We start from the raw sequence: 26,341 nt of genomic DNA on the forward strand, positions 1-26,341 counted from the left end.
TATAACCGCCACAGTAGCCCGTATCACCGTTTCAAACCCCGTGAGGCCAGAATGACCGAGACCGTTCGCACCGAAGCCGCCGCCGCCCTGGCGGAAGTGGAGAAAGTCACCGCTGTCGTCCTGCCCGAGCCAGGCACCGAGGTCGTTCCGCTGCAGGCCGCCCCCCCGGCCGAGGCCGCCGAAATCCGCAGACGGATGGACGAGCTGGACATGACCAATACCCAGTCCATCATCTCGTTCGGCTCGTCCGCGCAGGCCGAGCTTCAGGTCATCAGCCAGCAGATGCTGGCCGATGTGAAAAACAAGGATGTCGGCCCGGCGGGCGACGGGCTGCGCTCCATGGTTTCGACGTTGCGCGGCTTTTCGGTTTCGGAACTGGACGTGCGCCGTGAGCGCAGCTGGTGGGAGAAACTGCTGGGCCGCACCGCACCCTTCGCCAAATTCGTGGCGAAATACGAAGAGGTGCAGAGCCAGATTGACCGTGTGACCACCGACCTGCTGGAGCATGAGCACAAGCTGCTGAAGGACATCAAGTCGCTTGACCTGCTCTATGCCCGCACGCTCGACTTCTACAACGAACTCGCGCTTTACATCGCGGCGGGCGAGGCCAAGCTGGCCGAACTGGATGCGACTGTGATCCCCGCGAAAGAGGCCGAGGTTGCCGCCGCGCCCGAAAACGATCAGGTTCTGAAAGCGCAGGAACTGCGCGACCTGCGCGGCGCCCGTGACGATCTGGAACGCCGCGTGCATGACCTGAAGCTGACCCGTCAGGTGACGATGCAATCGCTGCCGTCGATCCGGCTGGTGCAGGAAAATGACAAGTCGCTGGTCACCAAGATCAACTCGACACTGGTGAACACCGTGCCGCTGTGGGAAACCCAGCTGGCGCAGGCAGTCACCATCCAGCGCTCGCGCGAGGCGGCGGGGTCGATCAAGGCGGCAAATGACCTGACGAACGAGCTTCTGACCTCGAACGCCAAGAACCTGCAGGAAACCAACCGCATCGTCCGCACCGAGATGGAGCGCGGCGTCTTCGACATCGAGGCGGTGAAACAGGCCAATGCCACGCTGATCGCCACGATCAACGAAAGCCTCGCCATTGCCGACGAGGGCAAGGCCAAGCGCGCGGCGGCCGAGGCCGATCTGCACAAGATGGAGGCGGAGCTGCGCGACACGCTGGCTTCGGCCAAGGCCCGGCGCGACGGGCTGGGCACCGCCACCGGCACTTCGGTCTGAGTTCACATTGTGGCAAAGGGGCTGCGCCGTTTTCTTCTGAACCGTTCCGGCCTCGCCGCGCTGGCGCTGGCGGTCCTGTCGGCTTGCGTGCAGGCTCCTGTCACGCCCGCCCCGCCTGCGACCGGCCCGGCGCCCCGCCCCGCCCAGCCCCCTGCCCGCCCAGAGGTTTCGGCGGAAAGCCGGGCGCTGGAACATTACTATGCCCAGGTGCAGGCCGATCTTCTGTCGCAGCATCTGCTGCGCACCGATGGCGGCGGGGTGGATACGCCCTTCACCGATACGATGCTGACGGAAAACTTCATCCGCATTGCCCTGTTCGATGAATACCGGCGAGGGCCGGGCGGGTTGGTTGCGCAGGAAACCGCCAGCCGGTTGCGCCGGTGGGATGCGCCGGTACGAATGAAGCTGGTGTTCGGCGCCTCCGTCGCGCCGGACCGCCGTGCGACCGACCGGGCGCGCATCGCCTCCTATCTGTCGCGGCTGTCCGCGATCACGGGCCACCCGATCGGGCTGGCAGACAGCAACCCGAATTTCTTCGTCTACATGGTGAACGAAGATGAACGCCGCGCACTTGGCCCCGTCATCAGCGCCACCCTGCCGGATCTGTCCGGCCCGGAGGTTGCGGGGCTGACCAACCTGCCGCGTTCGACCTATTGCATTGTCTATGCGCTGTCAGAGGGGCATTCCTCGACCTACTGGAGGGCTTTTGCGGTCATCCGGGCCGAACATCCCGATCTGCTGCGGCTGTCCTGCATCCACGAGGAAATCGCGCAGGGGTTGGGGCTTGCCAATGACAGCCCGTTGGCACGCCCGTCGATCTTCAATGACGACGAGGAATTTGCCCTGCTGACCCGGCAGGACGAGCTGATGCTGAAAATGCTCTATAACCCAGCCCTGCGGCCGGGGATGAGCGCGGCAGAGGCCCGGCCCATCGTGCGCGAGCTGGCGATGCGGCTGGTCGGCGGCCCAAGCTGAACCAGCAGGGCCGCGGGTGCGACGCAATTCCCCCGCAAACCCCCTTCAAACCTCTGTCGCCTCGGCTATGTTACCCTCATGCAGGACGGGCCCCGTGGCCCGCCCCGGCGCGGCTCTTGCGCCCGGTAACGGAAAGGTTTCGTCATGGTCTTCGATTTTCTGAAGGGCGAATTCATCGACGTCATCGCCTGGCTTGATGACAGCCGCGATACGATGGTCTGGCGGTTCGAGCGGCGCGGTCAGGCGATCAAATACGGTGCCAAGCTGACGGTCCGCGAGGGGCAGGCGGCGGTTTTCGTGCATGAGGGGCAGTTGGCCGACGTGTTTGGTCCCGGCCTTTACATGCTCGAAACCAACAACATGCCGATCATGACCACGCTCCAGCACTGGGACCACGGGTTCCAGTCGCCGTTCAAGAGCGAGGTCTATTTCGTCAACACGACCCGTTTCAACGATCTGAAATGGGGCACCAAGAACCCGATCATGTGCCGCGATCCCGAATTCGGGCCGGTGCGGCTGCGCGCCTTCGGCACCTATTCGATGCGCGTGTCCGACCCGGCGGTATTCCTCAAGGAAATCGTGGGCACCGATGGCGAGTTCACCGCCGACGAGATCAGCTTCCAGATCCGTAACGTCATCGTGCAGGAGATGAGCCGGGTTCTGGCCTCCTCGGGTATTCCGGTGCTGGACATGGCGGCGAATACTGCCGATCTGGCCAAACTGATCGCCACCGCAATCGCCCCCAAGATCGCCGAATACGGGCTGGTGCTGCCGGAGTTCTATATCGAGAACGTCAGCCTCCCCGAAGAGGTCGAAAAGGTGCTGGACAAGCGCACCTCGATGGGGATTGCGGGCGATCTGAACAAATACATGCAGTTCAACGCCGCCGAGGCAATGAATGCGCCGGGTGGTGCCATGGGCAGCGCGATGGGCGCCGGGATGGGCGCGGCTCTTGGCATGGGCATGGCGGGCCAGATGCAACCCGGCCCCTGGGGCGCCGCTCCACAGGGTGCGGCGGCGGCCCCGCCCCCGCCTCCCCCGCCGCCGACCGCGAAGCAATGGCATGTCGCCGAAAACGGCGCGACGAAAGGTCCGTTCACCGAAGCAGAGCTGCAAGCCATGGCGCTGTCGGGCGGGCTGTCGCGCGACAGCATGGTCTGGACCGCCGGTCAGGACGGCTGGAAAACCGCCGCCGACACCGAACTCAGCCGGCTTTTCGCGCAGGTGCCCCCCCCGCCGCCGCCCGGAGCCTGAGCCTTGGACGGAACCGAACGGCATTTCCCGTGCGAATCCTGCGGGGCGGATCTGCGATTCGCCCCCGGACAGACGCAATTGCGCTGCGATCATTGTGGCCATGTGCAGTCCATCCCCGAGGCCGCGCCGGAAGGCCGGACGCGGGCCTTGGGAGAACATGACCTGACCGCTGCGCTGCGTGACGCCCTGCCCCCCGGCGCGATGGAGGAGGTACGCACCACCCCCTGCCCCTCCTGCGGCGCGCTGGTCGAGTTTCGTGGCGCCGAACATGCCACCGAATGCCCGTTCTGTGCCACGCCCGTGGTCATCGGCACCGGCACCAACCGGCAGATCAAGCCGCAGGCGCTGATCCCGTTCCAACTGGATGAACGTACGGCCCGTTCGGCCATGGGCAAATGGCTGGGCAGCCTGTGGTTCGCCCCGAACGGCCTTGTGGAATATGCCCGCAAGGGCCGGGCACTGAACGGGCTTTACGTCCCCTACTGGACGTTCGATGCCGAAACCCGCAGCGCCTATACCGGGCAGCGCGGCGAATATTACTATGAAACCCGCACTGTGACCGTCGATGGCAAAAGCCGTCAGGAACAGGTGCGCAAGACACGCTGGTATCACGCAAGCGGCCGGGTACGGCGGTTCTTTGACGATGTGCTGGTGCTGGCTTCGGCCTCGCTGCCCCGCCGCTATACCGATGCGCTCGCCCCTTGGGATCTGGGTCGTCTGGAACCCTACCGCGAGGATTACCTCGCCGGGTTCACCGCCGAAGGCTACACCGTCGGGCTGGAGGAAGGCTGGGCCCGCGCGCGTGAGGAGATGGCGCAGGTCATCGCGCAGGACGTGCGCCGCGACATCGGCGGTGACGAACAGCGCATCACCTCGGTCGACACCGATTATTCGGCGGAAACCTTCAAACATGTGCTGCTGCCGATCTGGATGGCCGCCTACAAGTATAACGGCAAAAGCTATCGCTTCGTCGTGAACGGCCAGACCGGCAAGGTGCAGGGCGAACGGCCCTACAGCGCCTGGAAGATCGCCTTTGCCATCCTGATGGCGCTGATCGTGGCCGGGGTCTTCGCCTGGGCCAACCAGAAAGGCTATCTGGGATGAGGGGGCACAAGGTTGACAGCCCCCCGCCCGCGCGCGATAGGCAGCCAACCCGCGACCGGAGGCCCCCATGCGTGTTCTGACCGAAGCCCGTATCCCGGAACTGCCCAGCCCCTATTTCGGCAAGGTCCGCGATTGCTATGACCTGCCGCCGACGCCCGACTTCCCCGAGGGCCGCCGCATCCTGATCTCGTCTGACCGGATCTCGGCCTTCGACCGGATTCTGGCGGCGATCCCCTATAAGGGGCAGGTGCTGACGCAGGTCGCGCGCTGGTGGTTCGACCGCACCGCCGATATCTGCGGCAATCACGTCGTGGCCTACCCGGATGCCAATGTGGTGATCGGCAAGCGGCTGACCATCCTGCCGGTGGAGATCGTGGTGCGCGGCTATCTGGCGGGCACCACCGGCACCTCGGTGCTGACGCTTTACAAGAAGGGGCAGCGGCATATGTATGGCCATACCCTGCCCGACGGGCTGCGCGACAACGAGGCGTTGCCGCAGGCAATCATCACGCCGACGTCGAAAGCCTTTGACGGTGGCCATGACGAGCCGCTGACGGCCACAGAGATCGTGGAACAGGGCCTGCTGAGCCAGGCACAATGGGACGAGGTTTCCACCAAGGCGCTGGCGCTGTTCGCGCGCGGACAGCAGATGGCGGCCGAACGCGGGCTGATCCTTGTCGATACGAAATACGAATTCGGTGTGGATCTGGACGGCAATATCCTGATCGCGGACGAGATCCATACCCCGGACAGCAGCCGCTATTGGCTGGCCAACGGCTATGAAACCGCCCTGCGTGACGGGACGCGGCCGCCGAGCTTTGACAAGGATGTTATCCGCGCCTGGGTCGCGGCGCGCTGTGACCCCTACAAGGATGCCATCCCCGAGATCCCCGCAGAGATGATCGAGGCGACGAGCGCCGTCTATATTCAGGCTTTCGAGGCGATCACCGGCGAGACTTTCGTGCCCGATCTGGAAGGCGCCACCGTGCTGGACCGGGTGCGCACCCATCTCGCGCCGTATTTCGGGGCGTGAGGCGCCGAGGGGAGGCTGCCTGCCTCCCCCGCCCGTTCAGGGCGTCCCCTCCGGGAGTATTTTGCAAGAAGCAAAGGCTATGTTTGCGCTAACATCGCTTTTTCGGATATAAGCGCCGAAACTTCGGGAGGTTGCGATGATTCTGAGCTGTGGCGAGGCGCTGATCGATATGTTGCCGCGCAAAAGCACGGCGGGCGAGCCCTGTTTCGCACCCTATGCCGGGGGGGCGGTGTTCAATACCGCCATCGCGCTGGGGCGGCTGGGCGCAGCCTCAGCCTTCTTTTCAGGCGTCTCGACCGACATGCTGGGCGAGATTCTGGCCGAGACGCTGGAAGCCTCGAATGTGGATACGCGGTTTCTGGCGCGGTCAGGACGGCCGACGACGGTGGCGTTCGTCAAGTTGGTAAACGGTCAGGCGACCTATGCGTTCTATGATGAGGGTACGGCGGGGCGCATGCTGTCGGTCGATCAACTGCCCGAATTGCCAACCGATGCGGCCGCGTTGTTCTTTGGCGGTATCAGCCTGGTGAACGACCCTGCCGCAAGCACCTATGAGGCATTGCAGGCGCGCGAGGCCCGCGTGCGGGTGACGATGATCGACCCCAATATCCGGCCCGGTTTCATTGCCGGCAAAGAAGCGGAATATCGCGCGCGGATCGAGCGGATGATCGCGCGGGCCGATATCGTGAAACTGTCGGACGAGGATCTGCACTGGCTGCTGGGTCCGGGCGAGGTTTCGGCGCTGGCGCGGGGGATTGTCGCGCAGGGGCCGAAGCTGGTGTTCATCACCGAGGGCGCGGCGGGTGCGCGGGCGGTGACGGCAACGCAGGATCGCTTCGTTGCGGCAACCAAGGTGACTGTGGCTGATACGGTAGGCGCGGGCGATACGTTCAACGCGGGCGTTCTGGCGGCGCTGGACGAGGCGGGGGTGCTGACGAAGCAGGCTCTGGTCACCCTGCCCGATACGGTGCTGGACGCGGCGCTGAGCCTTGGCACGCGCGCGGCGGCCGTGACCGTTTCGCGCGCGGGCGCCAATCCGCCCTGGCGGTCCGAGTTGTGAGGGCCATCGTCCAGCGCGTTTCGCGCGCGAAGGTCACTGTGGACGGCAGTGTGACAGGGGAGATCGGCGCCGGGCTGATGATCCTCATCTGTGCCATGCAGGGCGATACAGAAGCCGATGCGGATAAGCTGGCGACGAAGATCGCCAGGCTGCGCATTTTCCGCGATGACAAGGACAAGATGAACCTGTCGGTGCGCGACATCGGCGGCGCCTGTCTGATCGTCAGCCAGTTCACGCTGGCCGCCGATCTGCGCGGCAACCGCCCCGGATTTTCGACCGCCGCACCCCCGTCTGAAGGGAAGCGGCTTTATGAGTACTTCACTGCGCGGATGCAGGCGGAGGGTCTACCCACCTCCAATGGCATCTTCGGCGCCGATATGGATGTGGAACTGGTCAATCAGGGGCCGGTGACGATCTGGATCGACACCGACAATTGACAGACCTCAGCCCTGCCAGTCCCAGGCGGTTGCGAAATTGCCCAGCACCTGCGCCACGCGATCCGCCTCGGCCTTCGGCGCGAGTTTCGCGGTGAGGCCACGCTTCTTGTCCTCGACCACCTCGACCACGCGCGCTTCCAGACCTTCGGCGGCGAGCGCGGCATCCAGAACCCGCCGGATTGCCATACGGCGCAGATCGGGTTTGAACACCTTGCCCACGGCAGTCTTGGGCAGTTCGGGCAGGATTTCGACGTGTTTCGGCACGGCGGCGCGTTCGGGGATATGCTCCCTGGCAAAAGCCGCAAGCTCCGCCTCGGTCACGCTTGCCCCCTTTACCAACTCGACATAGGCGCAGGGCAGTTCACCCGCATGGGCATCGGGCTGACCGATGGCACCCACAAAGGCCACCGCCTCGTGCCGCATCAGGGTTTCCTCGATCAGCGCCGGGTCGATGTTATGGCCGCCCCGGATGATCAGATCCTTCGCCCGCCCGGTGATGAACAGATAGCCCTCGGCATCCAGCCGCCCCAGATCGCCGGTACGCAGATAGCGGCCTTCGGCAAACAGTGAGCGGTTCTTGTCGACCTCGGTATAGGTTGACCCCTCGAAGACACCGGGATTGGCCACACAGATCTCGCCCACCTCATCGACACCGCATTCGCGGAAGCCGCCATTGCCGTCGGTATGCAGGATGCGGACATGGGTATAGGGGAACGGGATGCCGACAGAGCCGGTCTTCTTGGCCCCCGAAGGCGGGTTGCAGGACACAAGGCAGGTGCATTCCGTCAGGCCGTAACCTTCGATGATCTGCACGCCGGTCGCTTTTTCGAAACGGTTGAACAGCTCAATGGGCAAGGGCGCCGAACCGGAGAAGGCGCCGCGCAGCGTGCTGACATCGGCATCAAGCGGGCGCTGCATCAGCGCGGCCAACGCGGTGGGCACGGTGATCAGATATGTCACCTTCCAGCGCGCGATCAGCTTCCACAGATTGTCAAACACGCCCTCGCCGCGATAACCGGCAGGCGTCGGAAAGATCACATGTGCGCCTGAGGCGATCATGGACATCAGGATCGGATAGACCGCGAAGACATGGAACAGCGGCAGCGGGCACATCACCGTATCGGTTTCGCGGAACAGCAGCCGGTGCCCCAGCCAGCCGTTATAGACCATGCCGGAGACTTTGTGCTGCGCCACCTTCGGCATGCCGGTCGTGCCGCCGGTGTGGAAATAGGCGGCCACACGATCCTCGCGCGTATCGGCAAAGGTCAGGCGGTCAGCCGGATGTTTGCGTATCTCGGCATGGAAACTTTTGACATTGGCATGATGCCCGACCGGCGATCTGGGGCGCAGGAAATGCGCGATCCATTTCTTCGGCGGCTTCAGATAGCGCAGCAGGTCGACCTCCAGCACCGTCTTGACCGAAGGCGCGTATTTCACCGCCTCGGCCACCTTGGCCGACAGGTCGGTCTTGGGGAAGGCGCGCAGGGTGACGACGACCCTGGCATTGGTCTCGCGCAGGATCGCGCTGATCTGTTCGGGTTCCAGCAGCGGATTGATCGGGTTGACGATCCCCGCCACCATGCCGCCCAGCAGCACCTGCACGGTTTCCGAGCTGTTGGGAAGCACGAAGGCCACCACATCCTTTTCGCCAACGCCCAGACTGCGGAACAGGTTGGCGGCCTGGGTGACCTTGCCGAAAAGTTCGGACCACGTCAGGGTTTCCGAAGGATCGGCAGGACCGGAAGTCAGCATGTAGGTCACAGCGGGGCGGGCTCCATGAGCCTTGGCCGCGCGGCCGATGAAGTCGTGAATGCTACGGGCCATGTCACGTTCGGCCCAGCCCATTTCGGCCTCGATCGCCTTGATGTCGGCGACATTGGCAAAGCTTCCCATCCGTCAATTCCTCCCCTGCCGCCGGTTCCGCGCGTGATGCGACGACCGGGCGGTCTCCTCTCTGCCAGAATGCGGATTTCCGGGCCTTGCCGCAAGCAAAGCGGTCTGGAGGCTACGCTACGTCCCGCCCTGACCGACGCAGCGTCAGAAACAGCGGGCGGCGGAGGGGCCGCCCGCGCGGCATCACTTCTGCGGGATACGCAGCATCTGGCCCGGATAGATCTTGTCGGGGTGGCTCAGCATCGGCTTGTTGGCCTCGAAGATTTCCATATAGCGGTTGCCGTTACCCAGCGTCGCCTTGGCGATGGCCGACAGCGTATCGCCCTTCCTGACTGTGTGGAACACCGGCGCGGGGGCATCGGGGTGATCTTCGGCCTCGACCTCGGCCACACCATCGACATTGCCCACGGCGAGGATGATCTTTTCCTGCGCTTCCGGCGTTGCGGCCTTGCCGGTCAGCTTGACCTTGTCGCCCTCGACCCTGATCTGCACATCCCTGGCATCAAGGCCCAGATTCTCAACCTCTTTCTTCAGCGCCTCTTCCTTGGCGGCAGCCGCGTCCGGTGCCTCGGCAGCCTCAGCTTTCGAGCCAAACAGCGACGACCCGGCATCCTTCACGAACGACCACAGACCCATGACATTCTCCCACCTGTACCGGCCACAGCGACATGCGCGGCCCCTTCAGGAAAAGCATGCCCCGCATCGGCACCGGGTTCCAGTGAACATCCTGCGGCAATTTTCCCCCTTGAGCGGGATCAGGCCGTACCATCGGTAAATTGCAGCCGCGCGAGACGGGCATAAAGCCCGCCTTCGGCCACCAGCGCGTCATGGCTGCCCTGCGCGACGATCTTGCCGCCCTCGAACACCACGATACGGTCGGCGCGTTTCACGGTGGCCAGACGGTGCGCCACCACAAGCGTGGTGCGCCCTTCGGCCAGACGATCCACCGCCGCCTGCACCGCACGTTCGCTTTCCGCATCCAGCGCCGAGGTCGCCTCGTCCAGCAGCAGCACCGGCGCGTCGCGCAGGATGGCGCGGGCGATGGCTACACGCTGTTTCTGCCCGCCCGACAGCATCACCCCGCGCTCGCCCAGGAAGGTGTCATAGCCTTCGGGAAGCGCGGTCAGGAAATCATGCGCGGCGGCGGCGCGGGCGGCAGCCTCCACCTCGGCATCACTCGCCTCGGGGCGGCCGAAGCGGATATTGTCGCGTGCGGAGGTGGCGAAGATCACCGGGTCTTGCGGCACCAGCGCCATGGCCTGCCGGAAATCGCCGCGCGCCATGTCGCGCAGGTCGATCCCGTCCAGCGTGATGCGCCCCTCCTGAGGGTCGTAGAACCGTTGCAGCAATTGGAGGATCGTAGTCTTGCCCGCGCCGGAAGGGCCGACCAGCGCCACCGTCTCGCCCGCCCGCACATGCAGGTCCACTCCATTCAGGGCAGAGCTTTCGGGCCGCGTCGGATAATGGAAACGCACGCCCTCAAAGGCGATTTCACCCCGCACCGGGCGCGGCAGCACCCTGGGCGCGGGCGGGTCTTGCACCGTGTCCTCGGCATGCAGCAGTTCCACCAGTCGCTCGGTCGCGCCCGCCGCGCGCTGTAACTCGCCCCAGATTTCCGACAGCGCGCCCACGGCGCCCGCCACCATCACGGCATAGATGACGAACTGCACCAGCTCGCCCGCCGTCATCGCGCCCTCGCGCACGTCGCGCGCACCGATCCACAGCACACCGACGATCCCGGCAAAGACGAGGAAGATCACGATGACCGTCATCACCGCCCGCGTGCCGATCCGCGCCTGCGCCGAAGCATAGGATTTCTCGGTCACATCGGCGAAAGCGGCGCGGGTGCGGCCCTCATGCGTATAGGCCTGCACGGTCTGAACCGCCTGCAACGCTTCAGAGGCCGATCCCGACGAAGCGGCGATCCAGTCCTGATTGTCGCGGCTGAGCCTGCGCAGCTTGCGCCCCATCACCACGATTGGCACCACCACCACCGGCACCACCAGCAGAACAAGGCCGGTCAGTTTCGGCGAGGTCCAGAACAGGAAGCCGAGCCCCCCCAGCAGCAGCAGCACATTGCGCAGCGCGACCGAGACGGAAGAGCCGATCACCGACAGGATCAGCGTCGTGTCGGTGGTCAGCCGCGACAGAACCTCGCCGGTCAGGATACGTTCGAAGAAGGCGGGCGACAGGCTCGAAACGCGGTTGAACAACGCGCTGCGGATATCGGCCACCACCCGCTCGCCCAGCCGGGTGACAAGGTAATAGCGTGCCCCGGTGCCCAGCGCCAAAGCGGCAGCGATCAGCAGCGCCGCCCCGAAATACTGATCCAGCAGCCCGGCGGCAGAGTTGAAATTGTCGACGACACGCCGCACCGCCAGCGGCAGGATCAGGCTGACCGTGGCGGTCAGCGTCAGCGCGGCAAGCGCGCCGATCACCATGAACCGATAGGGCGCAAGGAAGGGTTTCAGCCCGGCCAGCGCGCCCACACGTTTCGATGCGGCGCGGTCGGGAAGGGGTTCAGTGCCACGGGCCATCGCGCTTCTCCTGTCTCGCGCCGACGGGTTTAGGGGCTGGATCGGCGCGGGGCAAGCGTGACGAACCGCCGCTGCCCCCCTTTCGTCTGCCCTGCCCCTGTGCCAGTTTGGCGCCCGGAGGTGCGTGATGCAGGTTTCAGTGGTGGTTTTCGATGCCTACGGCACGCTGTTCGACGTGGCGGGTGCGGCACGCGCGGCGGCGGCCAGCGATACCCGGCTGGCAGGGCTCTGGCCCCGGTTGGCCGATGACTGGCGGCGTAAACAGCTTGAATACACCTGGCTCCGCAGCCTGATGCGCGATCATGCCGATTTTGCCTCGGTCACCGCCGAGGCCCTGGACTGGGCGATGGAGACGGCAGGGCTGGAAGATGCGGCGCTGCGCGCACGTCTGCTGGCGCTTTACGACGAACTGCCCGCCTATCCGGAGGTGCCCGCGATGCTGAAGGCGGTGCAGACGCGCGGCCTGCCCCGCGCGATCCTGTCGAACGGCACGCCCGCCATGCTGTCCTCTGCCACCCGTGCCGCCGGTGTCGCGCCCCTGCTGGACGCCGTGCTTTCAGTCGAGGATCTGGGCATCTACAAGCCGGCCCCCTCGGTCTATGCGCTGGTGACCGCACACTTTGACGTACCCCCGCCCGAGGTGCTCTTCGTTTCCTCGAACGGCTGGGACGTGGCGGGCGCCAGCGCCTTCGGCTTCCGCACGCTCTGGGTCAACCGCATGGGCGCGCCGGTCGACCGCCTGCCCGGACGGCCCGACCATATCGCCCGCGACCTTTCCTCATTGACGGATCTTCTGCCATGACCGCCTTCTTCACCGCCACAGACGGCGCCCGCCTTGCCTACAAGGACGAAGGCGCGGGGCTTCCGGTTCTTTGCCTGCCCGGCCTTACCCGCACCATGGGCGATTTCGCCTATATGATCCCGCATCTGCCGCCCGTCCGGCTGATCCGCATGGATTATCGCGGACGCGGAGAAAGCCAGTGGACCGGCGCCGAGACCTACACCGTGCCGCAGGAGGCGCAGGATGCGCTGCGCCTCCTGGATCATCTGGAAATCGACAAAGCCGCTGTTCTGGGCACTTCGCGCGGCGGGCTCATTGCCATGTTCCTTGCCGCCACCGCAAAGGATCGTCTGCGCGGCGTCGCGCTGAACGACATCGGCCCGGTGATCGAACGTCCGGGGCTGGAGCGGATCTTCGACTACATCGGCCATAATCCCCGCGCCAAAAGTTACGAAGCGTTGGCCGAGGCCCTGCCCCGCAACATGCCGGGCTTCGCCAATGTGCCCGCAACCCGCTGGCTGGAGGAAGCACGACTGCATTATCAGCCCACTGAGCGCGGGCTTGGCATCACCTATGACCCGGCGCTGCGCGACGCTTTCCTTGCCGCCTTCAAGGGCGATCTGCCGGAAGCCTGGCCGCTGTTCGACGCGCTGGCAGACCTGCCGGTTGCGCTGATCCGGGGCGCCAATTCCGATCTGTTGTCCGAGGCCACCGCGACAGAGATGCGCCGCCGCCGCCCCGACATGATCTTTGCCGATGTGCCGGACCGCGCCCATATCCCCTTCCTCGACGAAACCGAAGCCGTCGATGCCCTGCATCGCTGGATCAGGAGCATGGCATGATCGACATCACCCATATCGAGGCCGCGGCCGCCCGGCTGTCCGGGCATGCGCTGCGCACGCCGCTGCTGGGATCTGCCTTCCTGAACGACATCGCCGGGCGCCGGGTCTGGGTAAAGGCCGAATGCCTGCAACATACCGGCTCTTTCAAGTTTCGCGGCGGCTGGTCAGCGGTCTCTGCCCTGTCCGCCGAACAGCGCGAGGCCGGTGTCATCGCCTATTCCTCGGGCAATCACGCGCAGGGGGTGGCGCTGGCCGCTCAGCGCCATCACGCGCCCTGTGTGATCGTCATGCCCGGCGACGCGCCGCGCCTGAAGATCGACAACACCCGCGCCCTCGGGGCTGAAGTTGTGCTGTATGATCGTGAACGGGAAAACCGTGATGCCATCGGCGCCCGGATCGCGTCAGAGCGCGGGCTGACCCTGATCAAGCCCTATGACGAGCCGGAGGTCATCGCCGGGCAAGGCACCTGCGGCCTTGAAATCGCCGAACAGGCGACGGAACACCGTATCCGGCAGGCCGATGTCATCATCCCCTGCGGCGGCGGCGGATTGACTGCCGGTGTGGGTCTTGCACTGGAAAGCCGGATGCCGGGCCTGCGCCCCCGCCCGGCCGAACCCGAAGGCTTTGACGATACGGCCCGCAGCCTTGCCAGCGGTGAGGTTTGTCGTAACGCCCGGCTGGCCGGGTCGCTCTGCGATGCCATCGTTACCCCGGCCCCCGGTGCACTGACCTTCCCGATCAACCGCCGGCTCTGCGGCCCCGGCTTCGCCGTAACGGATGACGAGGCCTTGCACGCCGTCGCTTTGGCCTTCACGCGGTTGAAGATTGTGCTGGAGCCGGGCGGCGCGGTGGCCCTTGCCGCAGCCCTGTTCCGCCCCGACGAGATCGAGGGGGATGACGTTATCGTCATCGCCTCTGGCGGCAATATAGACGCGGGCCTGTTCACTTCGGCCCTGTCCCGCTTCGGGGGCTGAGCCATGCCGCCGGCCTTCCTGCCCGATCTGCGCCTGAACTACCGCGACGAGGGCACCGGCGCGCCGGTGGTCTTTTCCCATGCGCTTGGACTTGACCTGACGATGTGGGACGCGGTGCTGCCGCTGCTGCCGCCTGGCCTGCGCCTCATCCGCTATGACCATCGTGGTCACGGCGGGTCAGACGTGCCTGCCCCACCCTATACGATGGGTGCACTGGTGCGCGATGCAGAGCGTCTGCTGGATCATCTGGGGGTAAAGGACTGCGTATTCGTCGGCCTGTCGATGGGGGGGCTGGTGGCACAGGGGCTGGCCGTGAAGCGCCTGGATCTGGTGCGCGGTATGGTACTGTCGAACACCGCCGCGCGTATCGGGATCGAAAGCCAGTGGCAGGCCCGCGCTCAATCGGTGTCTGATCAGGGCATGGAGGCCGTGGCCGACACCACGATGGAGCGCTGGTTCAGCCGCCGCTTCCGCGCCGAGGGCCACCATCTTCCGTGGCGCGAACGGCTGCTGGCCTGTGCGCCCGAGGGTTATATCGGCGCCTGTGCCGCGATTGGCGGGACGGATTTCTATACGCCGACCGCCAGCCTCACGCTGCCGACACTGACCCTTGCGGGCAGCGAGGACGGCTCGACTCCGCCCGATCTGGTGCGCGAAACCGCCGAATTGATCGCAGGGGCAGAGTTCCGCCTGCTGCGCGGTTCCGGCCATCTGCCGCCCGTCGATGCGCCTGAGGCATTTTCCGAGGCGCTATCCGGCTTCCTGCGCCGTATCGGCCATGTATAAATCGAACAATCCAGCCCAAATGATCCGCATGAAGGAAGCCCGCTGACTCTCTGGTCTGTGTGGAATATTCCTGATGTCCTGTTGCTTTGTCCTGCAAATGTCTTGACCTTTACCGACTTTCGGGCCGGTTTGCCGGCACAGAACTTCGTCCGGTCGCACGCCTGACATTTACGACGAAAATTGTCGCGCCTGAGCCATCCTTGTCGCACAATCACTGGTCTCACGCGCGTTGCGGGCTTAGCCTTTCCCAGTGAAACAGGGGCAACCGGCGACGGGAAGCGCAGGCCCGCGCCCTCTGCGACAGGGATACAGCGCATGAAGCTGAAGGATCTGGAACTCTTCATCGTCGCGCCTCCGGCGCCCGGCTGGGGTGGGCGCTACTGGATTTTCCCGAAGCTGACGACCGATGACGGCATTACCGGCTATGGCGAATGCTACGCCTCGACCGTGGGGCCAAAGGCCATGCAGGCGGTGATCGAGGATGTGTTCGAACGCCACATGCAGGGCGAAAACCCGGAAAACATCGAGCTGATGTTCCGCCGCGCCTATTCCTCGGGCTTCACACAACGGCCCGATCCCACCGTGATGGGGGCCTTTTCAGGGCTGGAAATCGCCTGCTGGGATATCCTCGGCAAGGCGCGCAACAGACCCGTCTGGGCGCTGCTGGGTGGGCGCATCAATGACCGCATCCGGTCTTACACCTATCTTTATCCGGAACCGGGCCGCGAAAGCGCTGAATTCTGGGTCTCGCCCGAGATGGCAGCCGAAGCAGCGGTGCGCTTTATGAATCTGGGCTTCACGGCGGTGAAGTTCGACCCCGCCGGACCCTACACGATCCGGGGCGGACACGAACCCGCCATGTCCGATATCACCCGTTCGGTCGCCTTCTGCCGCGCCATCCGCGAGGCGGTGGGGGACCGGGTCGACCTGCTGTTCGGTACGCATGGCCAGTTCAGCACGCCCGGCGCGATCCGTCTGGGACGCGAGCTGGAGCCCTACAACCCGCTGTGGTATGAAGAGCCGATCCCCCCGGACAATCTGCTGGAATTTGCCGAAGTCGCCAAGTCGGTCCGCGTGCCGCTGGCCACGGGCGAGCGGATGACGACCAAGGCCGAATTCGGCACCCTGCTGCGCGCGGGTGGGGTGAAGATCCTGCAACCTGCGCTGGGACGGGTCGGCGGTATCTGGGAAGCAAAGAAAATCGCCGCCATGGCCGAGGTGTTCAATGCCCAGATGGCCCCGCATCTTTATGCCGGGCCGGTGGAATGGGCGGCGAACGTGCACCTTGCGGCTTCGATCCCCAATCTGCTGATTGCCGAGACCATCGAGACGGGTGGCGCTTTCCACCAGAAGCTGATCCGCAATTCGATCCGCTGGGAAGATGGCTATATCCTGCCGCCAGAGGCGCCGGGCCTCGGGATCGACTTTGACGAGACGGTAGCCCGCGCCCATCCCTATACCGGCACGCAATTGCACCTCCAGATGCAGGAAGCGCCTTGTGATTACAGCCGCCCCAATCATTTTGAGGGGGGCGCCCCTTCCACCCCGACCTGAGTTGGGGCGTCAGGGCGCCTGACCGGCGCCCTGCCCCATGCCTTGCGGCCGGTGCATCCGTGCGCATCCCCTGCCCGCATGTTTCGCAGCATAAAGCGCCAAATCGGAATCCTGCATCAGCACAGCCGCTTCGGGGGTCTGGTAGAACCCCGACATGGTGATGCCCACAGATGCAGCAATCCGGCAAACCTCCCCCTCGTAGATCATCGGTTCGGACACGCGGTCGATGATCCGTTGCGCAATATCGGTCAGCCGCGCAGGATCGGCCGCGCCGGGCAGAAGCAGCATGAACTCATCCCCCCCGATCCGCGCCAGCGTGTCGCCGCGACGGGTTTCGACCGTAAGGATGCGCGCAACCTCGCGCAGCACATGATCGCCCGCCGCATGGCCCAGGCTGTCATTCACCTGTTTGAAGAAATCCAGATCCAGATGCATGAGACCGAAGGGCTGCGCCGCATCTATCATCCGGGACAAGGCCAGCTCGAACGCGCGGCGGTTGCGCAATCCTGTCAGCATGTCAGTTGCGGCCTGCTCTTCGGCCACCGATTTGGCGCCCTGAAGCCGCAGCGTCAGGCCGCGCAGCTCATCCGTGACAGCCGATTTCGCCTCGACCACATACAGAAGTTCCATCGCCAGCTCGGTCGGCGCGAAATCGGCGCTGGTCAGCGCGTGAAGGCGCACCGCCTCAATGACGTCGATGCCGAAGGACAGGTTGACCAGCATGTCGCCCTCCCCCGCCAGCGGCACAGCAATTGCGCGGAACTGGGTCTGCGGCAGATGCCGGGCGGCGAGGAACAGCCTTTGCCCGGCGGCTTGCTGCAAGAGGCCCATGCTGGTCAGGCCCGAAGGCCGCCGTATTTCGAACAGGCTGAAGAAATCCGCCGCGCCGGATGCCGCGCCCAACAGCCTGAATGCCGTCGGGCCGCAGGACCGGAGCCTGCCATCAGGGCCAAGATGCAAGTGCAGCGGCAAGAGCAGACCCAAGGCCCTTGCATCGAAACAGGCGACCGTCATCGGGTGCCCCCGGGCGTCGCGCGGGCAAGCTCGAACTGACGACCCGCGCTGAATCCGGCCTGGGCCAGCGTAATGGAAATCCGCTCTCCCTCCGGGCCAGAGCCGCAGTGATCAACCAGACACAATGCCCCGTAATCATCCGCCATGGCCCGCAACAGCCCCACCACGACATGCCCCGCCCCATGAATTGCAGACCGGCAGATCAGGGTGAATTCGGTGGCGGAATGATCCTGCAATTCCAGCGTCGGAAGGTCGATATCGGGCACGGCAAGGCGGGCGCGGCCGGGCAGTTCCTCCAGCGATTGCAGGAAATCCACGAAGGTGGCTCCACCGAAACGCAGCAGGCGCCGCAGGCCCTGCACGTTGGGATGCGACACCAGATAGATGCCCAGATCCTCCAGCACCGTATCGCGTGGCCGTGCCAGCAGCCGCGCGGCGGCGTCAATCACCCGGTCGGTCAGGCCCGGTTCATAAAGCAGCATCGGCTCAAACCCTTCAAGACCGGGTTGAGCCGCCTGCGCCACCGCCGACCACAGCGGGTGCCCATAGGTATCGCGCAGAAAGCACTGGATTGCCCTGTTGATCAGCCCGTGCATCGAAAACCCCTCAGATTTCCGACGAGGCTAGGGCATGGGCCTTAACAAAGCCCTTAGGGCAACAGGGGCAGCTCAACCTCGCCAAGGCGCAGGGCATTCAGCGGCACCGGCACAAACTCGGGTGTGCCTTTCGCCAGTTGCCGCATCAATGCCACCGCTGCCGCCCCTTCCGGCAGGACACCGCGCAGTGGAGTGACATAGCGCCGTTCCGAAAGGCCATCAGGCCAGCCGAAGCCGGTGACATCCAGCAGCCTGCCATCGCGCAACAGCAGGACCATCGCCTCGTCCCCCGCGATATGCGGCCAGAAATCCCCGGCGATCATCAGACAGGCGGTGCCTCCCTCCCCCGGCAGGTCCTGAAGGCAGGTCTGGCGCCAGTCTGCCAGCTCGGGCGCCGCCAGTTCAGACAGCACCCGGTCGCGCAGCGCCGTGGCCGTAGCGGGCCGCACCGGTAGCAGGGTCGCGAGTTCCTCACGCAGTGCAGCGGCATCCTCGGGCAGTGCGGGGACTGTCGCAGGCTTGCGGCGGAACAGCTCTGCCAGCGCCTCCTGCCCCGGCTCCGCCGCGCGCAGTCTCAGCATTTCGACCGCATCGCGTCCTGGCCGGCCCCAGTCTCGCAGCGTGTCGAGATCGAAACGTGCAACCGGAACCCGACCATTCTCCAGCCGGGCAAGCTGGCTCTGCGTCGCGATCCTTTCGGGGTTCAGAAGCGGGGTCAGCAGGGCGGCGGAAACTGCGATGATCAGCAGCGCCATCACGATATTGGCCTGCCGCAGACGCGCCATCCAGCCACCCGGACGCAGCGCGGCAATGGCATAGAGCACACCATAGCCCAGCCCGAATCCGGCGATCACGGCGCCCAGCACACGCTCGGGCGTCCAGCCGTATTGCGCCACGCGCAGCCAGACCGCCCAGGCTCCCAGCGCCGCGGGGGCGATGATCAGCACTGCCATCGCCCGCGCGGCCCAGCGCACCAGCCTGGCGCGCGCCGCCTCTTCATCCGACTGGTCGACGGCCGATGTGACCAGAGTCGCCCCGGTGGCCGCAATAGTCAGCAGCGTCGCCGCCGCCGACAGCGCGCCGAACAGACCATCCAGCCCCTGCACCGGCAGCACCACGAGGAACAGAACCACCACAAGCAGCAACCCCGGCAGCAGAAGTCGCAGCAGCCGCAGGATCAGATAGGGCGACATCACATCGGCCATCTCGTCCACCACGGCAATGCCAAGGCCCAGCGCGATGCCGGTGATGACAGGGCTGATGAACGGCGTGCTGATCAGATCACCCAGAAAGCCGATGCCCACGGTTTTCAGCAGAGCATCCGACAGGAACAAGACCGCCCAGACAATACCGACGAACAGCCAGGCCGCCGCGTAGCGGATGACGATGGTCCAGGCTTCGATGAAAAGCAGCCGGTAATCCCGCCAATGGCTGAGTTGCGCTGCGACCAGAAAGGGTTGCGGCAGGAAGGTCAGGGCCAGAGCGGCAAGGATCACCGCCGGGGTGTCAAACATCTGATCAGCAGAGACATAGCCAAGGCTGGCCCAGGCCAGCCCCAGCCCGACCACCAGCGCCAGCGGCAGGGCCGTCAGCACCGACCGGCGCAGCGACAGCGGTCCCGCCATGCCCAGAACCGCAACAAAGAACATCAGGGTGAAGCCGGTCAGCGCGAGTGCGGCGCGTTCGGGCAGCAGATTATAGTCATGAATCTGACCCAGCCCGAAGAAGGCCAGCCCCGCCAGCCCCCCGGTCGCCGCCATGGCGATACGTTGCGAAATCTGCCGGTCCATGCCTGCCTCCTGCCATTCCGGCGCAGGTTATCCCGCGCCGGGGGCAAGGGAAAGGCGGTCAGAAATCAGTGGGCGCCCCGCCTTCCTGCTTGCGCTGCGCCACGAAGCGGGTCAGCGCCTCCAGACGGTCGCCCTCAATGGGGGGCGGAGTGAAATCGGCGAGGATCTGTTTATACATCCGGTGCGCGCGCTCTGCCGTCCAGACCGCGCCATCCTGATGCCAGGCCTCGTAATTGCGCCAGTCGGCCAGAAAGGGCGAATAAAAGGCGGTCTGGTAGCGGTCCTGCGTATGCTGGCAACCAAAATAATGGCCCCCCGCCCCCACCTCGCGGATCGCGTCGAAGGCGAGATCGTCGTCGGTGGTGCCAAAGGTCTCTGGTTCGCAATAGCGCTGAATCATTTGCAGCACCTCGCAATCCATCACGAATTTTTCGGGGCTGGCGATCAGCCCGCCCTCCAGCCAGCCCGCCGCATGATAGACCATGTTGGACCCGGCCTGCACGGCGGCCCAGAGCGAATTGCAGGTCTCCCACATGCTCTGACCATCCGGCACATTGGCTGCGCAGACACCGGAAGACCGCTGCGGCACGCCGTAGAACCGCACAAGCTGCCCGGTCATCTGTGTCGCCCGCATGTATTCCGGTGTGCCAAAGGCCGGGGCACCGGATTTCATGTCGACGTTGGAGGTGAAAGTGCCGATGGCCACCGGGCAACCGGGGCTGATGTATTGCAGCAGTGCAATGGCCGACAGCGCCTCGGCCAGCGACAGGGCGACTGCGCCGGACATGGTGACCGGGGCCATGGCGCCCGCAAGGGTAAAGGGCGTTACCACCACCGGCTGCCGCCGCCGCGCCAGCCGCATCGCACCATCCAGCATCGGATAGTCGTGTTTCAGGGGCGAAACCGAGTTGATGTTGGTATACATCCGCGGCTTCGCCTCGAACTCGTCATGGCTGAGCCCGCCCGCCAGACGCACCATCTCCATCACATCCTCGACCCGCTCGGCGCCAAGGCTGTAGGCGTGGCACACCTTGTCGGTGAGCGTCAGCTTCTCGAACAGGCAATCGAGATGGCGCACCGAAGGATGAATGTCGATCGGTTCTACCGGATAGCCGCCTGCGATATGGATGCAGTTGAAATACTGCGTCAGTTTCAGGAATTCCCTGAACGTCTCGAAATCGCCGGAGCGTTTGCCGCGTTCCAGATCCCAGGCATTCGGCGGGGACGAGACATTGACGAAGACCATATGCCGCCCGCCCAGAATGATCTCGCGTTCCGGGTTGCGCGGCGTGATGGTGAATTGCGACGGTGCCTTGCGCACCATCTCCATCACGAAATCCTCGTCCATCTTCACATTGGTGCCCGAAACCTTGCAACCCGCCTGCTTCAGGATCTCGCAGGCTTCGGGATTCAGCATTTCGATGCCGATTTCCCTCAGGATGCGCATGGCGGTGCGGTGGACGCGCTGCACGCCTTCGGCATCCAGCGGCTCGACCGGGGCGTCGGGCAGCACGGGGATGCGCCAGGGCATCTGGTCGATCACGGCGGTTCCGGCGCGGGCCTGATTACCCGCCCGGCCACCGGCGCGGCTGCGTTTGCGGCCCTGATCGTCGCTCATGCCCGTTCTCCATCCTGGGATTCCGCTTTCCGCCAGAATGGCCGAAAGGAACCGCCAAGGCGGACAACAAGCGCGACAGGTTTGTGTCGTTTTTGATCTAGGCGGTCAGGGCCGCGCCAGAGAGCGAGTCCAGCCAGCCCGGCAACGCACCAATGTGATCCAGCACCAGATCGGCATGCGGCGCAAGTTCGTCCTGCAAGGCGATGCCAGTCAGCACGGCAACACAGGTCATCCCGGCCGCGCGGCCGGCCTCCATGTCGTGCCGGCTGTCACCAACCATCGCAATGCGCGAAGGATCCAGCCCCATCTGCCCCGCAAAGGCCAGAAGCTGTCCCGGCGCGGGCTTGCCGCCATAGCCCGAGTCGTAACCGGCCACAAAATCGAACAGCTCCAGCACCCCATGCTTACGCAGATGCGTGCGGGCGGGGATTTCGGTATCATTGGTCGCAAGCCCGATTTTCAGCCCGCGTGCCTTCAGCGCGGTGAACAGTGGCACCAGCGGCACAGCCTCCACCGTGGGCGCCTCAGCGGCCAGCAGGTTCATGCGGTCCACAAGGCTGCTCGCGGCTTCGGGCGCCAGATGCGGCAGCATCGCTTCGGCAATTTCCGGGGCGGTGGCGGCGATCACCGGGCTGTCGGGGGCAAAATCCATCCGCGCCGCATCGAACCCGATGGACTGCGCCAGCACAGCGCGCCGGTCGGCATCCGGTTCCAGCTCGGCCAGCAGTCGCGCGGCCCAGCCGCCCCAGCTTTGCCGGAAGTCGAACAGCGTACCGTCCTTGTCGAAGATGAGCCCGTCGATCATTTCATCCCTATCCCGCGCGCTGCGCGTGGTTATGTCCAGTGTGGCAGCTCGCCGCCCGGCAGACCGGCCCGCGCCTGCATCGGCGCCTCGTAAGGCAGACCAGCCGCATCGCAGAAAGCCATGACCAGCGCATCCTCGGCCAGCAGAAAATCCATCACCGCCGCCAGAAACTCCGGCTCAGTTGCGCGGGCGGGAAGATCGGCGGGCGCGCTGCCGGTCGCCGCCAGAAAACCCGGCAACAGTTCCTCCTGGGTCACCAACCAGCCCAGCGCACGAAGGGCCAGAGTTTCGGCAGATTCCCGCGCAGTCACCGGGAAAACTCTGATCTGGGATGCGACATTTCGGCTTTGATCCGCAAAGTGTGAACAGGTGGCAATGATTTCTTAACCATCTCGCGAAACACTGTCGATCAGGGAACGGTGACGGAGCTGGATATGGTCGGCAAGATCCTCATTGCGGATGATGTGGCCACCAATCGCATCGTCTTCAAGGTAAAATTGGCGGCGGCCTGCTATCATCCGCTGCTGGCGGGCGATGCGCAAACCTGTCTCGCCATGGCGCGGGCGGAAAAGCCTGATGCGATCCTGCTGGACGCAGATCTGGGAAACCGCAGGGGCCTTGCGGTGCTGGAACAATTGCGCGCCGATGCCGCCACGGCTGATATCCCGGTACTGATGCTGGCGGCATCACCGGATGCCGGGCTGCGGCTTGCCGCATTGCGGGCCGGTGCGGAGGATTGCCTGGCCAAGCCGCTGGACGACCAGTTGCTCATGGCCCGGCTGCGCAATCTGTTGCGGCTGCACGAAACCGCCGACGAACTGGGTCACCGCGAACAGGCCCTGCAGGTGCTGGGCCTGGCCGAGGCGCCTGCGGGGTTTGAGCGGCAGGGGCTGGTCGTCGTCGTCGCGGAGCGACCGGAGCAGGCATTGCTGTTGCGTCGCCAGCTTGCGGGGCGCGCGGGGATCGAGGTGCGGACCATGGGCCGGGACGAGGCGCTGAACGCCACCGCCGCCGGGCTGGCCCCTGATATCTTTGTGCTGGATGCCGAAATCAGCGGGCCGGGCGGCGGGTTGCGGCTGATGTCCGACCTGCGCGCGCGCCGCACCGCACGGCACAGCGCCATGGTGTTGATCGGTCAGGGGCAAGTGCCCGCCGATCTTGCCATGGCCTATGATATGGGAGTCAGCGCCGCCCTGCCCGACGATCTGCCGGCCGAGGAAATGGCCTTCCGGCTTCAGGCATTGCTGCGGCGCAAACGCACCGGCGACCGTCTGCGCCATTCGGTGCAGGACGGGCTGCGCCTTGCTGTGACCGATCCGCTGACCGGGCTTTACAACCGCCGCTATGCCCAGCCCCGACTGGCCGCGATTGCCGAGCGCGCCCATGCCTGCGGCAGCGCTTTCGCGGTCATGGTAATCGACCTCGACCGTTTCAAACAGGTGAACGACCGCTGGGGCCACGCGGCAGGGGATGCGGTTCTGGTCGAGGTCGCGCAGCGGTTAAGCCTGAACCTGCGTCCGGCGGATCTGGTTGCGCGCATCGGCGGCGAGGAATTTCTGGTGATCCTGCCCGAATCCGGCGCCTCCGAGGCCCGTCACATTGCCGAACGGCTGCGCCATGCCATCGAAAAGCCCCCGGTTGCCCTGCCGGGGGGGGAAACCTTGCAGATTACCGTGTCCATAGGCCTCGCCGTGCAGGACAGCGCACAAGCCGCAATTCCGGCGGCTGATCTGGTCGACATGGCCGATCAGGCCTTGCTTTGCGCGAAATCGCGCGGCCGCAATCAGGTGATCCAAAGCCGCAGCGCTGCCTGAGGCGCCTTACCTGTCGCCCTTGCGGTCTTCGGGCGGCGGGCGCTTGCGGGTGATGCGCTGTTCCAGCCGGTCGGCAAAGGCGTGGCGTTCGGCATCGCTCATCCCGGCCAGCCGCTCGCGCAGCAGATCCTGCCCGAGTTTCAGGTGATCGGCCAGACGCGCCTGCTGGGTGTCGAAAGCCCGAGAAAGCCGCCCGGCATCAAAAGGATCGGCCCGCAGGGCAGACAGCATCTCGCCCATATCCGCCCGCATTTGTGCCCGCGCCGCGCGGAAATCGGGGCGACGGTCGCGAAAGGATTTGCGCAGGGCGTCACGATCCGCCTCGCTCAGCGCCTCGGTGAAGGGACCGAAACCAAGATCCCGCACTTCGCGCCCACGGTCATGGGGGTCTTTCAGCAGGGCACCGCCCACGATACCGGCAACCATCAGGTTGACCGCCAGCGAGGCGAAGAAGGCGATCTTCCAGCGCCGCAGGCTGCGGTGACTGGCCGGGCGTGGTTCAGGGGTCGTCGTCATGGCTTCATCCCTCCGCCAGCCAGATTTCAAGATCGGGGATCAGTTCGACCACATCCACCGCAGCGGGTTCAAGGGCCTGCGATACATCGGCGACCGGCGCGGGTTGCACGAAGCCGATCCAGACCCCTGCCAGTGTCGCAGCCACCAGGCCCGCCGCCGCGCGGTTGTTCGCGGGTGAAAACAACCCCGCCAGCCAGCCCCGGCGCGCGGCAGGCCGGCGCTGAGCCGTATGCTGCGGCAGGGCATCCTGCGCGGCATAGGCATCTGCCAGCACCCGCGCCATCAGCCCCGAAGCCTCGGGCGGCGCAGCGGCGCGCGCCTCATCAAACAGGCTGTCCAGCGCCTCGGCCGTCAGTCCCACATCATCCCGAAGCCTGACACTCATGTCCCGGTCTCCTCATCCTCATAGCCCAGCGCCGCGCGCTGGCCCGACAAGACCGCAGCAAGGGCGCGTTTGCCCCGTGCGGTCAGGCTTTCCACAGCCTCTACCCCGATGCCCATGATCCCGGCGATCTCGGGGTTCGCAAGTCCCTCAAGGTGGCGCAACACCACCGCCTGACGCTGCCGCTCCGGCAGGGCAGTCAGGGCGGTGTCGAGTGCGGCCATCCTGTCGCGTTGCATCATCGCCGCCGCCGCGCCAGGCGCATCATCCGCCACCTCAGGTGCCGTCTCCGGCAGATCCAGGGGACGCCTCGCCCGCGCGCGCTGCCGGTCGGTCACCAGATTGGTGACCACACGATACAGCCATGTGCTGACCTGCGCCTCTTCCGCGCGCCAGTCCGGCGCAATCCGCCAGAGCCGCAACATGGCTTCCTGGGCCACATCCTCGGCCTCGGCACGGTCGCCCAGCAGACGGGTGGCATATCCCAGAACGCGCGGCGTGAACCGCAAGGTCAGAACCCGCGCAGCCGCCCGGTCGCCCGCCGCATACCGGGCAAGCAGAACCGCGTCGGGCAGGTCTGAGGAAACGTCAAGGGGCATGGACATCCTGCAAGGGTGTTATCCGCGAAACGGGGGCGCGACAATCGCCGCGGCCCGGCACTCGTCAATTCCCTGCGCCGTCTTCCGCCGCACCCTCTTCGGGCTGCGGCATCACCGGCTTGCCGCCCTGCCCCTTGGCCCCGCGACCGTCCTTGCCATGCCAGCCCTTGCCATGCCCGCCCTTGCCGTGCTCGCCATGACCCCGGCGCTCCATGCGTGACATCATCTTCTCGCGCGCGGCATCCGCCTCGGCCTTGCTGATCGCACCATCGCCGTCCGTATCGACGCGGGCCAGCATCTTCGGCCCCGGTCCGGGCATCGCCAGAACCTCGGCCGCCGTCAGCATCCCGTCGCCATCCGCATCCAGACGCTGCATCATCTGATCGACCTGCGCGCGGATACGCTCTTCCGCACCCCGCATCCGCATCGCCACCAGTTCGTCGGCGCTGATCTTGCCATCCTTGTCGGCATCAAGTTCAGCCACCCGCGCCGCGCGGGCTGACGCGAATTCCTCGGGCGTGATCTTGCCGTCCTTGTCGGCATCCAACTTGTCAAAATCGAACATCGGGCCGTCCTGCATCATCATGCCCATCGGCCCCATACCGCCATGATCGCGCATCCGGTCTGCAAGCGCGGCAGATCCCAGACCACCGGCCAGGATCGAGGCCAGCGCTGCGGTGTAAACGAGGGTGCGTTTCTGCATCTTCAATCTCCTGTCTGTCGGGTGGGCCGCCTCTGCAT

26 protein-coding genes are annotated in these 26,341 nt (G+C 65.4%); 13 read left to right on the forward strand and 13 right to left on the reverse strand.

The features are described 5' to 3' along the window. Positions 1-51: 51 nt before the first annotated feature. From IE126_RS04840 to dtd, 7 genes are all read left to right on the forward strand, one after another. Positions 52-1,236 (forward strand): toxic anion resistance protein, encoded by a 1,185-nt coding sequence (locus IE126_RS04840; protein ID WP_054300866.1) that lies wholly within the window; start codon positions 52-54, stop codon positions 1,234-1,236. Between the two features lie 9 nt (positions 1,237-1,245). Next, positions 1,246-2,211 carry a DUF2927 domain-containing protein gene (locus IE126_RS04845; RefSeq protein ID WP_407645982.1) on the forward strand — a complete coding sequence of 322 codons (966 nt, stop codon included), beginning with the start codon at positions 1,246-1,248 and terminating at the stop codon, positions 2,209-2,211. A gap of 144 nt (positions 2,212-2,355) precedes the next feature. Further along, on the forward strand, positions 2,356-3,465 hold the full coding sequence (locus IE126_RS04850; protein WP_108128866.1) for an SPFH domain-containing protein: 1,110 nt from the start codon (positions 2,356-2,358) through the stop codon (positions 3,463-3,465). A gap of 3 nt (positions 3,466-3,468) precedes the next feature. Next, positions 3,469-4,569: a primosomal protein N' (replication factor Y) - superfamily II helicase gene (locus tag IE126_RS04855; protein WP_189380301.1), complete on the forward strand. Its 1,101-nt coding sequence runs from the start codon at positions 3,469-3,471 to the stop codon at positions 4,567-4,569. 67 nt (positions 4,570-4,636) lie between these two features. After that, positions 4,637-5,602 (forward strand): phosphoribosylaminoimidazolesuccinocarboxamide synthase, encoded by a 966-nt coding sequence (locus tag IE126_RS04860; RefSeq protein ID WP_189380302.1) that lies wholly within the window; start codon positions 4,637-4,639, stop codon positions 5,600-5,602. Between the two features lie 136 nt (positions 5,603-5,738). Next, positions 5,739-6,662 carry a carbohydrate kinase family protein gene (locus IE126_RS04865; RefSeq protein WP_189380303.1) on the forward strand — a complete coding sequence of 308 codons (924 nt, stop codon included), beginning with the start codon at positions 5,739-5,741 and terminating at the stop codon, positions 6,660-6,662. Further along, positions 6,659-7,099, forward strand: coding sequence for a D-aminoacyl-tRNA deacylase (gene dtd, locus IE126_RS04870; RefSeq protein WP_189380304.1), 441 nt, complete (start codon positions 6,659-6,661; stop codon positions 7,097-7,099). The genes IE126_RS04865 and dtd overlap by 4 nt, the downstream gene beginning before the upstream one ends. A gap of 6 nt (positions 7,100-7,105) precedes the next feature. Here the strand turns inward: dtd and IE126_RS04875 are convergent, their stop codons facing one another. The 3 genes from IE126_RS04875 to IE126_RS04885 all read right to left on the reverse strand — a co-directional run bounded on the left by IE126_RS04875 (position 7,106) and on the right by IE126_RS04885 (position 11,529). Continuing rightward, positions 7,106-8,992, reverse strand: coding sequence for an acyl-CoA synthetase (locus IE126_RS04875; protein ID WP_189380305.1), 1,887 nt, complete (start codon positions 8,990-8,992; stop codon positions 7,106-7,108). Between the two features lie 183 nt (positions 8,993-9,175). Then, a complete protein-coding gene (gene lysM, locus IE126_RS04880) occupies positions 9,176-9,628 on the reverse strand; it encodes a peptidoglycan-binding protein LysM (protein ID WP_054301561.1) in 453 nt (150 codons plus the stop codon). A 119-nt stretch (positions 9,629-9,747) separates the two neighbouring features. Continuing rightward, positions 9,748-11,529 (reverse strand): ABC transporter transmembrane domain-containing protein, encoded by a 1,782-nt coding sequence (locus tag IE126_RS04885; RefSeq protein ID WP_189380306.1) that lies wholly within the window; start codon positions 11,527-11,529, stop codon positions 9,748-9,750. Positions 11,530-11,656: 127 nt separating this feature from the next. Between IE126_RS04885 and IE126_RS04890 the strand changes: the two genes are divergently transcribed. The 5 genes from IE126_RS04890 to IE126_RS04910 all read left to right on the forward strand — a co-directional run bounded on the left by IE126_RS04890 (position 11,657) and on the right by IE126_RS04910 (position 16,466). Further along, the gene (locus IE126_RS04890) at positions 11,657-12,331 is read left to right on the forward strand and encodes a haloacid dehalogenase type II (protein WP_189380307.1); all 675 of its coding nucleotides are present in this window, start codon (positions 11,657-11,659) and stop codon (positions 12,329-12,331) included. Continuing rightward, on the forward strand, positions 12,328-13,152 hold the full coding sequence (locus IE126_RS04895; RefSeq protein ID WP_054301558.1) for an alpha/beta fold hydrolase: 825 nt from the start codon (positions 12,328-12,330) through the stop codon (positions 13,150-13,152). Before IE126_RS04890 ends, IE126_RS04895 begins: the two co-directional genes overlap by 4 nt. Next, complete coding sequence (locus IE126_RS04900) at positions 13,149-14,126, forward strand: threonine ammonia-lyase (RefSeq protein WP_189380308.1); 978 nt, start codon at positions 13,149-13,151, stop codon at positions 14,124-14,126. Before IE126_RS04895 ends, IE126_RS04900 begins: the two co-directional genes overlap by 4 nt. Before the next feature lie 3 nt (positions 14,127-14,129). Next, positions 14,130-14,912, forward strand: a complete 783-nt coding sequence (gene pcaD / locus IE126_RS04905; protein ID WP_189380309.1) for a 3-oxoadipate enol-lactonase — start codon at positions 14,130-14,132, stop codon at positions 14,910-14,912. A gap of 315 nt (positions 14,913-15,227) precedes the next feature. Continuing rightward, positions 15,228-16,466: a mandelate racemase/muconate lactonizing enzyme family protein gene (locus IE126_RS04910; RefSeq protein ID WP_189380310.1), complete on the forward strand. Its 1,239-nt coding sequence runs from the start codon at positions 15,228-15,230 to the stop codon at positions 16,464-16,466. Between the two features lie 9 nt (positions 16,467-16,475). Here the strand turns inward: IE126_RS04910 and IE126_RS04915 are convergent, their stop codons facing one another. The 6 genes from IE126_RS04915 to IE126_RS04940 all read right to left on the reverse strand — a co-directional run bounded on the left by IE126_RS04915 (position 16,476) and on the right by IE126_RS04940 (position 22,600). After that, the gene (locus IE126_RS04915) at positions 16,476-17,480 is read right to left on the reverse strand and encodes a GGDEF domain-containing protein (RefSeq protein WP_189380311.1); all 1,005 of its coding nucleotides are present in this window, start codon (positions 17,478-17,480) and stop codon (positions 16,476-16,478) included. Beyond that, on the reverse strand, positions 17,477-18,076 hold the full coding sequence (locus tag IE126_RS04920; RefSeq protein ID WP_189380312.1) for a heme NO-binding domain-containing protein: 600 nt from the start codon (positions 18,074-18,076) through the stop codon (positions 17,477-17,479). The genes IE126_RS04915 and IE126_RS04920 overlap by 4 nt, the downstream gene beginning before the upstream one ends. 53 nt (positions 18,077-18,129) lie before the next feature. After that, complete coding sequence (locus tag IE126_RS04925; RefSeq protein ID WP_189380313.1) at positions 18,130-19,866, reverse strand: DUF4153 domain-containing protein; 1,737 nt, start codon at positions 19,864-19,866, stop codon at positions 18,130-18,132. 58 nt (positions 19,867-19,924) lie between these two features. After that, positions 19,925-21,484: a trimethylamine methyltransferase family protein gene (locus IE126_RS04930; RefSeq protein WP_054301551.1), complete on the reverse strand. Its 1,560-nt coding sequence runs from the start codon at positions 21,482-21,484 to the stop codon at positions 19,925-19,927. 97 nt (positions 21,485-21,581) lie between these two features. Beyond that, positions 21,582-22,289: an HAD family hydrolase gene (locus IE126_RS04935; protein ID WP_108128879.1), complete on the reverse strand. Its 708-nt coding sequence runs from the start codon at positions 22,287-22,289 to the stop codon at positions 21,582-21,584. Positions 22,290-22,318: 29 nt separating this feature from the next. After that, entirely contained in the window at positions 22,319-22,600 is a 282-nt protein-coding gene (locus IE126_RS04940) for a DUF3572 domain-containing protein (RefSeq protein ID WP_108128880.1), read from the reverse strand. Between the two features lie 123 nt (positions 22,601-22,723). Between IE126_RS04940 and IE126_RS04945 the strand changes: the two genes are divergently transcribed. Beyond that, positions 22,724-24,103, forward strand: a complete 1,380-nt coding sequence (locus IE126_RS04945; protein ID WP_108128881.1) for a diguanylate cyclase — start codon at positions 22,724-22,726, stop codon at positions 24,101-24,103. Positions 24,104-24,109: 6 nt separating this feature from the next. Here the strand turns inward: IE126_RS04945 and IE126_RS04950 are convergent, their stop codons facing one another. The 4 genes from IE126_RS04950 to IE126_RS04965 are packed head-to-tail and all read right to left on the reverse strand — an operon-like array spanning position 24,110 to position 26,303. Continuing rightward, the gene (locus IE126_RS04950; protein ID WP_054301547.1) at positions 24,110-24,619 is read right to left on the reverse strand and encodes a periplasmic heavy metal sensor; all 510 of its coding nucleotides are present in this window, start codon (positions 24,617-24,619) and stop codon (positions 24,110-24,112) included. A gap of 4 nt (positions 24,620-24,623) precedes the next feature. Then, positions 24,624-25,004 (reverse strand): dihydroorotate dehydrogenase, encoded by a 381-nt coding sequence (locus tag IE126_RS04955; protein ID WP_108128883.1) that lies wholly within the window; start codon positions 25,002-25,004, stop codon positions 24,624-24,626. Further along, positions 25,001-25,606 carry an RNA polymerase sigma factor gene (locus IE126_RS04960; protein WP_054301545.1) on the reverse strand — a complete coding sequence of 202 codons (606 nt, stop codon included), beginning with the start codon at positions 25,604-25,606 and terminating at the stop codon, positions 25,001-25,003. Before IE126_RS04960 ends, IE126_RS04955 begins: the two co-directional genes overlap by 4 nt. 58 nt (positions 25,607-25,664) lie before the next feature. Next, positions 25,665-26,303 (reverse strand): EF-hand domain-containing protein, encoded by a 639-nt coding sequence (locus IE126_RS04965; RefSeq protein WP_229825229.1) that lies wholly within the window; start codon positions 26,301-26,303, stop codon positions 25,665-25,667. Positions 26,304-26,341 lie beyond the last annotated feature (38 nt).

Source organism: Gemmobacter nanjingensis, from assembly GCF_014652195.1.
Taxonomy (GTDB): Bacteria; Pseudomonadota; Alphaproteobacteria; order Rhodobacterales; family Rhodobacteraceae; genus Gemmobacter; species Gemmobacter caeni.

Excerpts from the sequence above, each read along its gene's own strand:
- IE126_RS04840 (WP_054300866.1), top strand. The coding sequence starts at position 52 with ATGACCGAGACCGTTCGCACCGAAGCCGCCGCCGCCCTGGCGGAAGTG.
- IE126_RS04850 (WP_108128866.1), top strand. The coding sequence starts at position 2,356 with ATGGTCTTCGATTTTCTGAAGGGCGAATTCATCGACGTCATCGCCTGG.
- IE126_RS04860 (WP_189380302.1), top strand. The coding sequence starts at position 4,637 with ATGCGTGTTCTGACCGAAGCCCGTATCCCGGAACTGCCCAGCCCCTAT.
- IE126_RS04865 (WP_189380303.1), top strand. The coding sequence starts at position 5,739 with ATGATTCTGAGCTGTGGCGAGGCGCTGATCGATATGTTGCCGCGCAAA.
- IE126_RS04875 (WP_189380305.1), bottom strand. The coding sequence starts at position 8,992 with ATGGGAAGCTTTGCCAATGTCGCCGACATCAAGGCGATCGAGGCCGAA.
- lysM (WP_054301561.1), bottom strand. The coding sequence starts at position 9,628 with ATGGGTCTGTGGTCGTTCGTGAAGGATGCCGGGTCGTCGCTGTTTGGC.
- IE126_RS04885 (WP_189380306.1), bottom strand. The coding sequence starts at position 11,529 with ATGGCCCGTGGCACTGAACCCCTTCCCGACCGCGCCGCATCGAAACGT.
- IE126_RS04890 (WP_189380307.1), top strand. The coding sequence starts at position 11,657 with ATGCAGGTTTCAGTGGTGGTTTTCGATGCCTACGGCACGCTGTTCGAC.
- IE126_RS04895 (WP_054301558.1), top strand. The coding sequence starts at position 12,328 with ATGACCGCCTTCTTCACCGCCACAGACGGCGCCCGCCTTGCCTACAAG.
- IE126_RS04900 (WP_189380308.1), top strand. The coding sequence starts at position 13,149 with ATGATCGACATCACCCATATCGAGGCCGCGGCCGCCCGGCTGTCCGGG.
- pcaD (WP_189380309.1), top strand. The coding sequence starts at position 14,130 with ATGCCGCCGGCCTTCCTGCCCGATCTGCGCCTGAACTACCGCGACGAG.
- IE126_RS04910 (WP_189380310.1), top strand. The coding sequence starts at position 15,228 with ATGAAGCTGAAGGATCTGGAACTCTTCATCGTCGCGCCTCCGGCGCCC.
- IE126_RS04915 (WP_189380311.1), bottom strand. The coding sequence starts at position 17,480 with ATGACGGTCGCCTGTTTCGATGCAAGGGCCTTGGGTCTGCTCTTGCCG.
- IE126_RS04920 (WP_189380312.1), bottom strand. The coding sequence starts at position 18,076 with ATGCACGGGCTGATCAACAGGGCAATCCAGTGCTTTCTGCGCGATACC.
- IE126_RS04925 (WP_189380313.1), bottom strand. The coding sequence starts at position 19,866 with ATGGACCGGCAGATTTCGCAACGTATCGCCATGGCGGCGACCGGGGGG.
- IE126_RS04930 (WP_054301551.1), bottom strand. The coding sequence starts at position 21,484 with ATGAGCGACGATCAGGGCCGCAAACGCAGCCGCGCCGGTGGCCGGGCG.
- IE126_RS04935 (WP_108128879.1), bottom strand. The coding sequence starts at position 22,289 with ATGATCGACGGGCTCATCTTCGACAAGGACGGTACGCTGTTCGACTTC.
- IE126_RS04945 (WP_108128881.1), top strand. The coding sequence starts at position 22,724 with ATGGTCGGCAAGATCCTCATTGCGGATGATGTGGCCACCAATCGCATC.
- IE126_RS04950 (WP_054301547.1), bottom strand. The coding sequence starts at position 24,619 with ATGACGACGACCCCTGAACCACGCCCGGCCAGTCACCGCAGCCTGCGG.
- IE126_RS04955 (WP_108128883.1), bottom strand. The coding sequence starts at position 25,004 with ATGAGTGTCAGGCTTCGGGATGATGTGGGACTGACGGCCGAGGCGCTG.
- IE126_RS04960 (WP_054301545.1), bottom strand. The coding sequence starts at position 25,606 with ATGTCCATGCCCCTTGACGTTTCCTCAGACCTGCCCGACGCGGTTCTG.
- IE126_RS04965 (WP_229825229.1), bottom strand. The coding sequence starts at position 26,303 with ATGCAGAAACGCACCCTCGTTTACACCGCAGCGCTGGCCTCGATCCTG.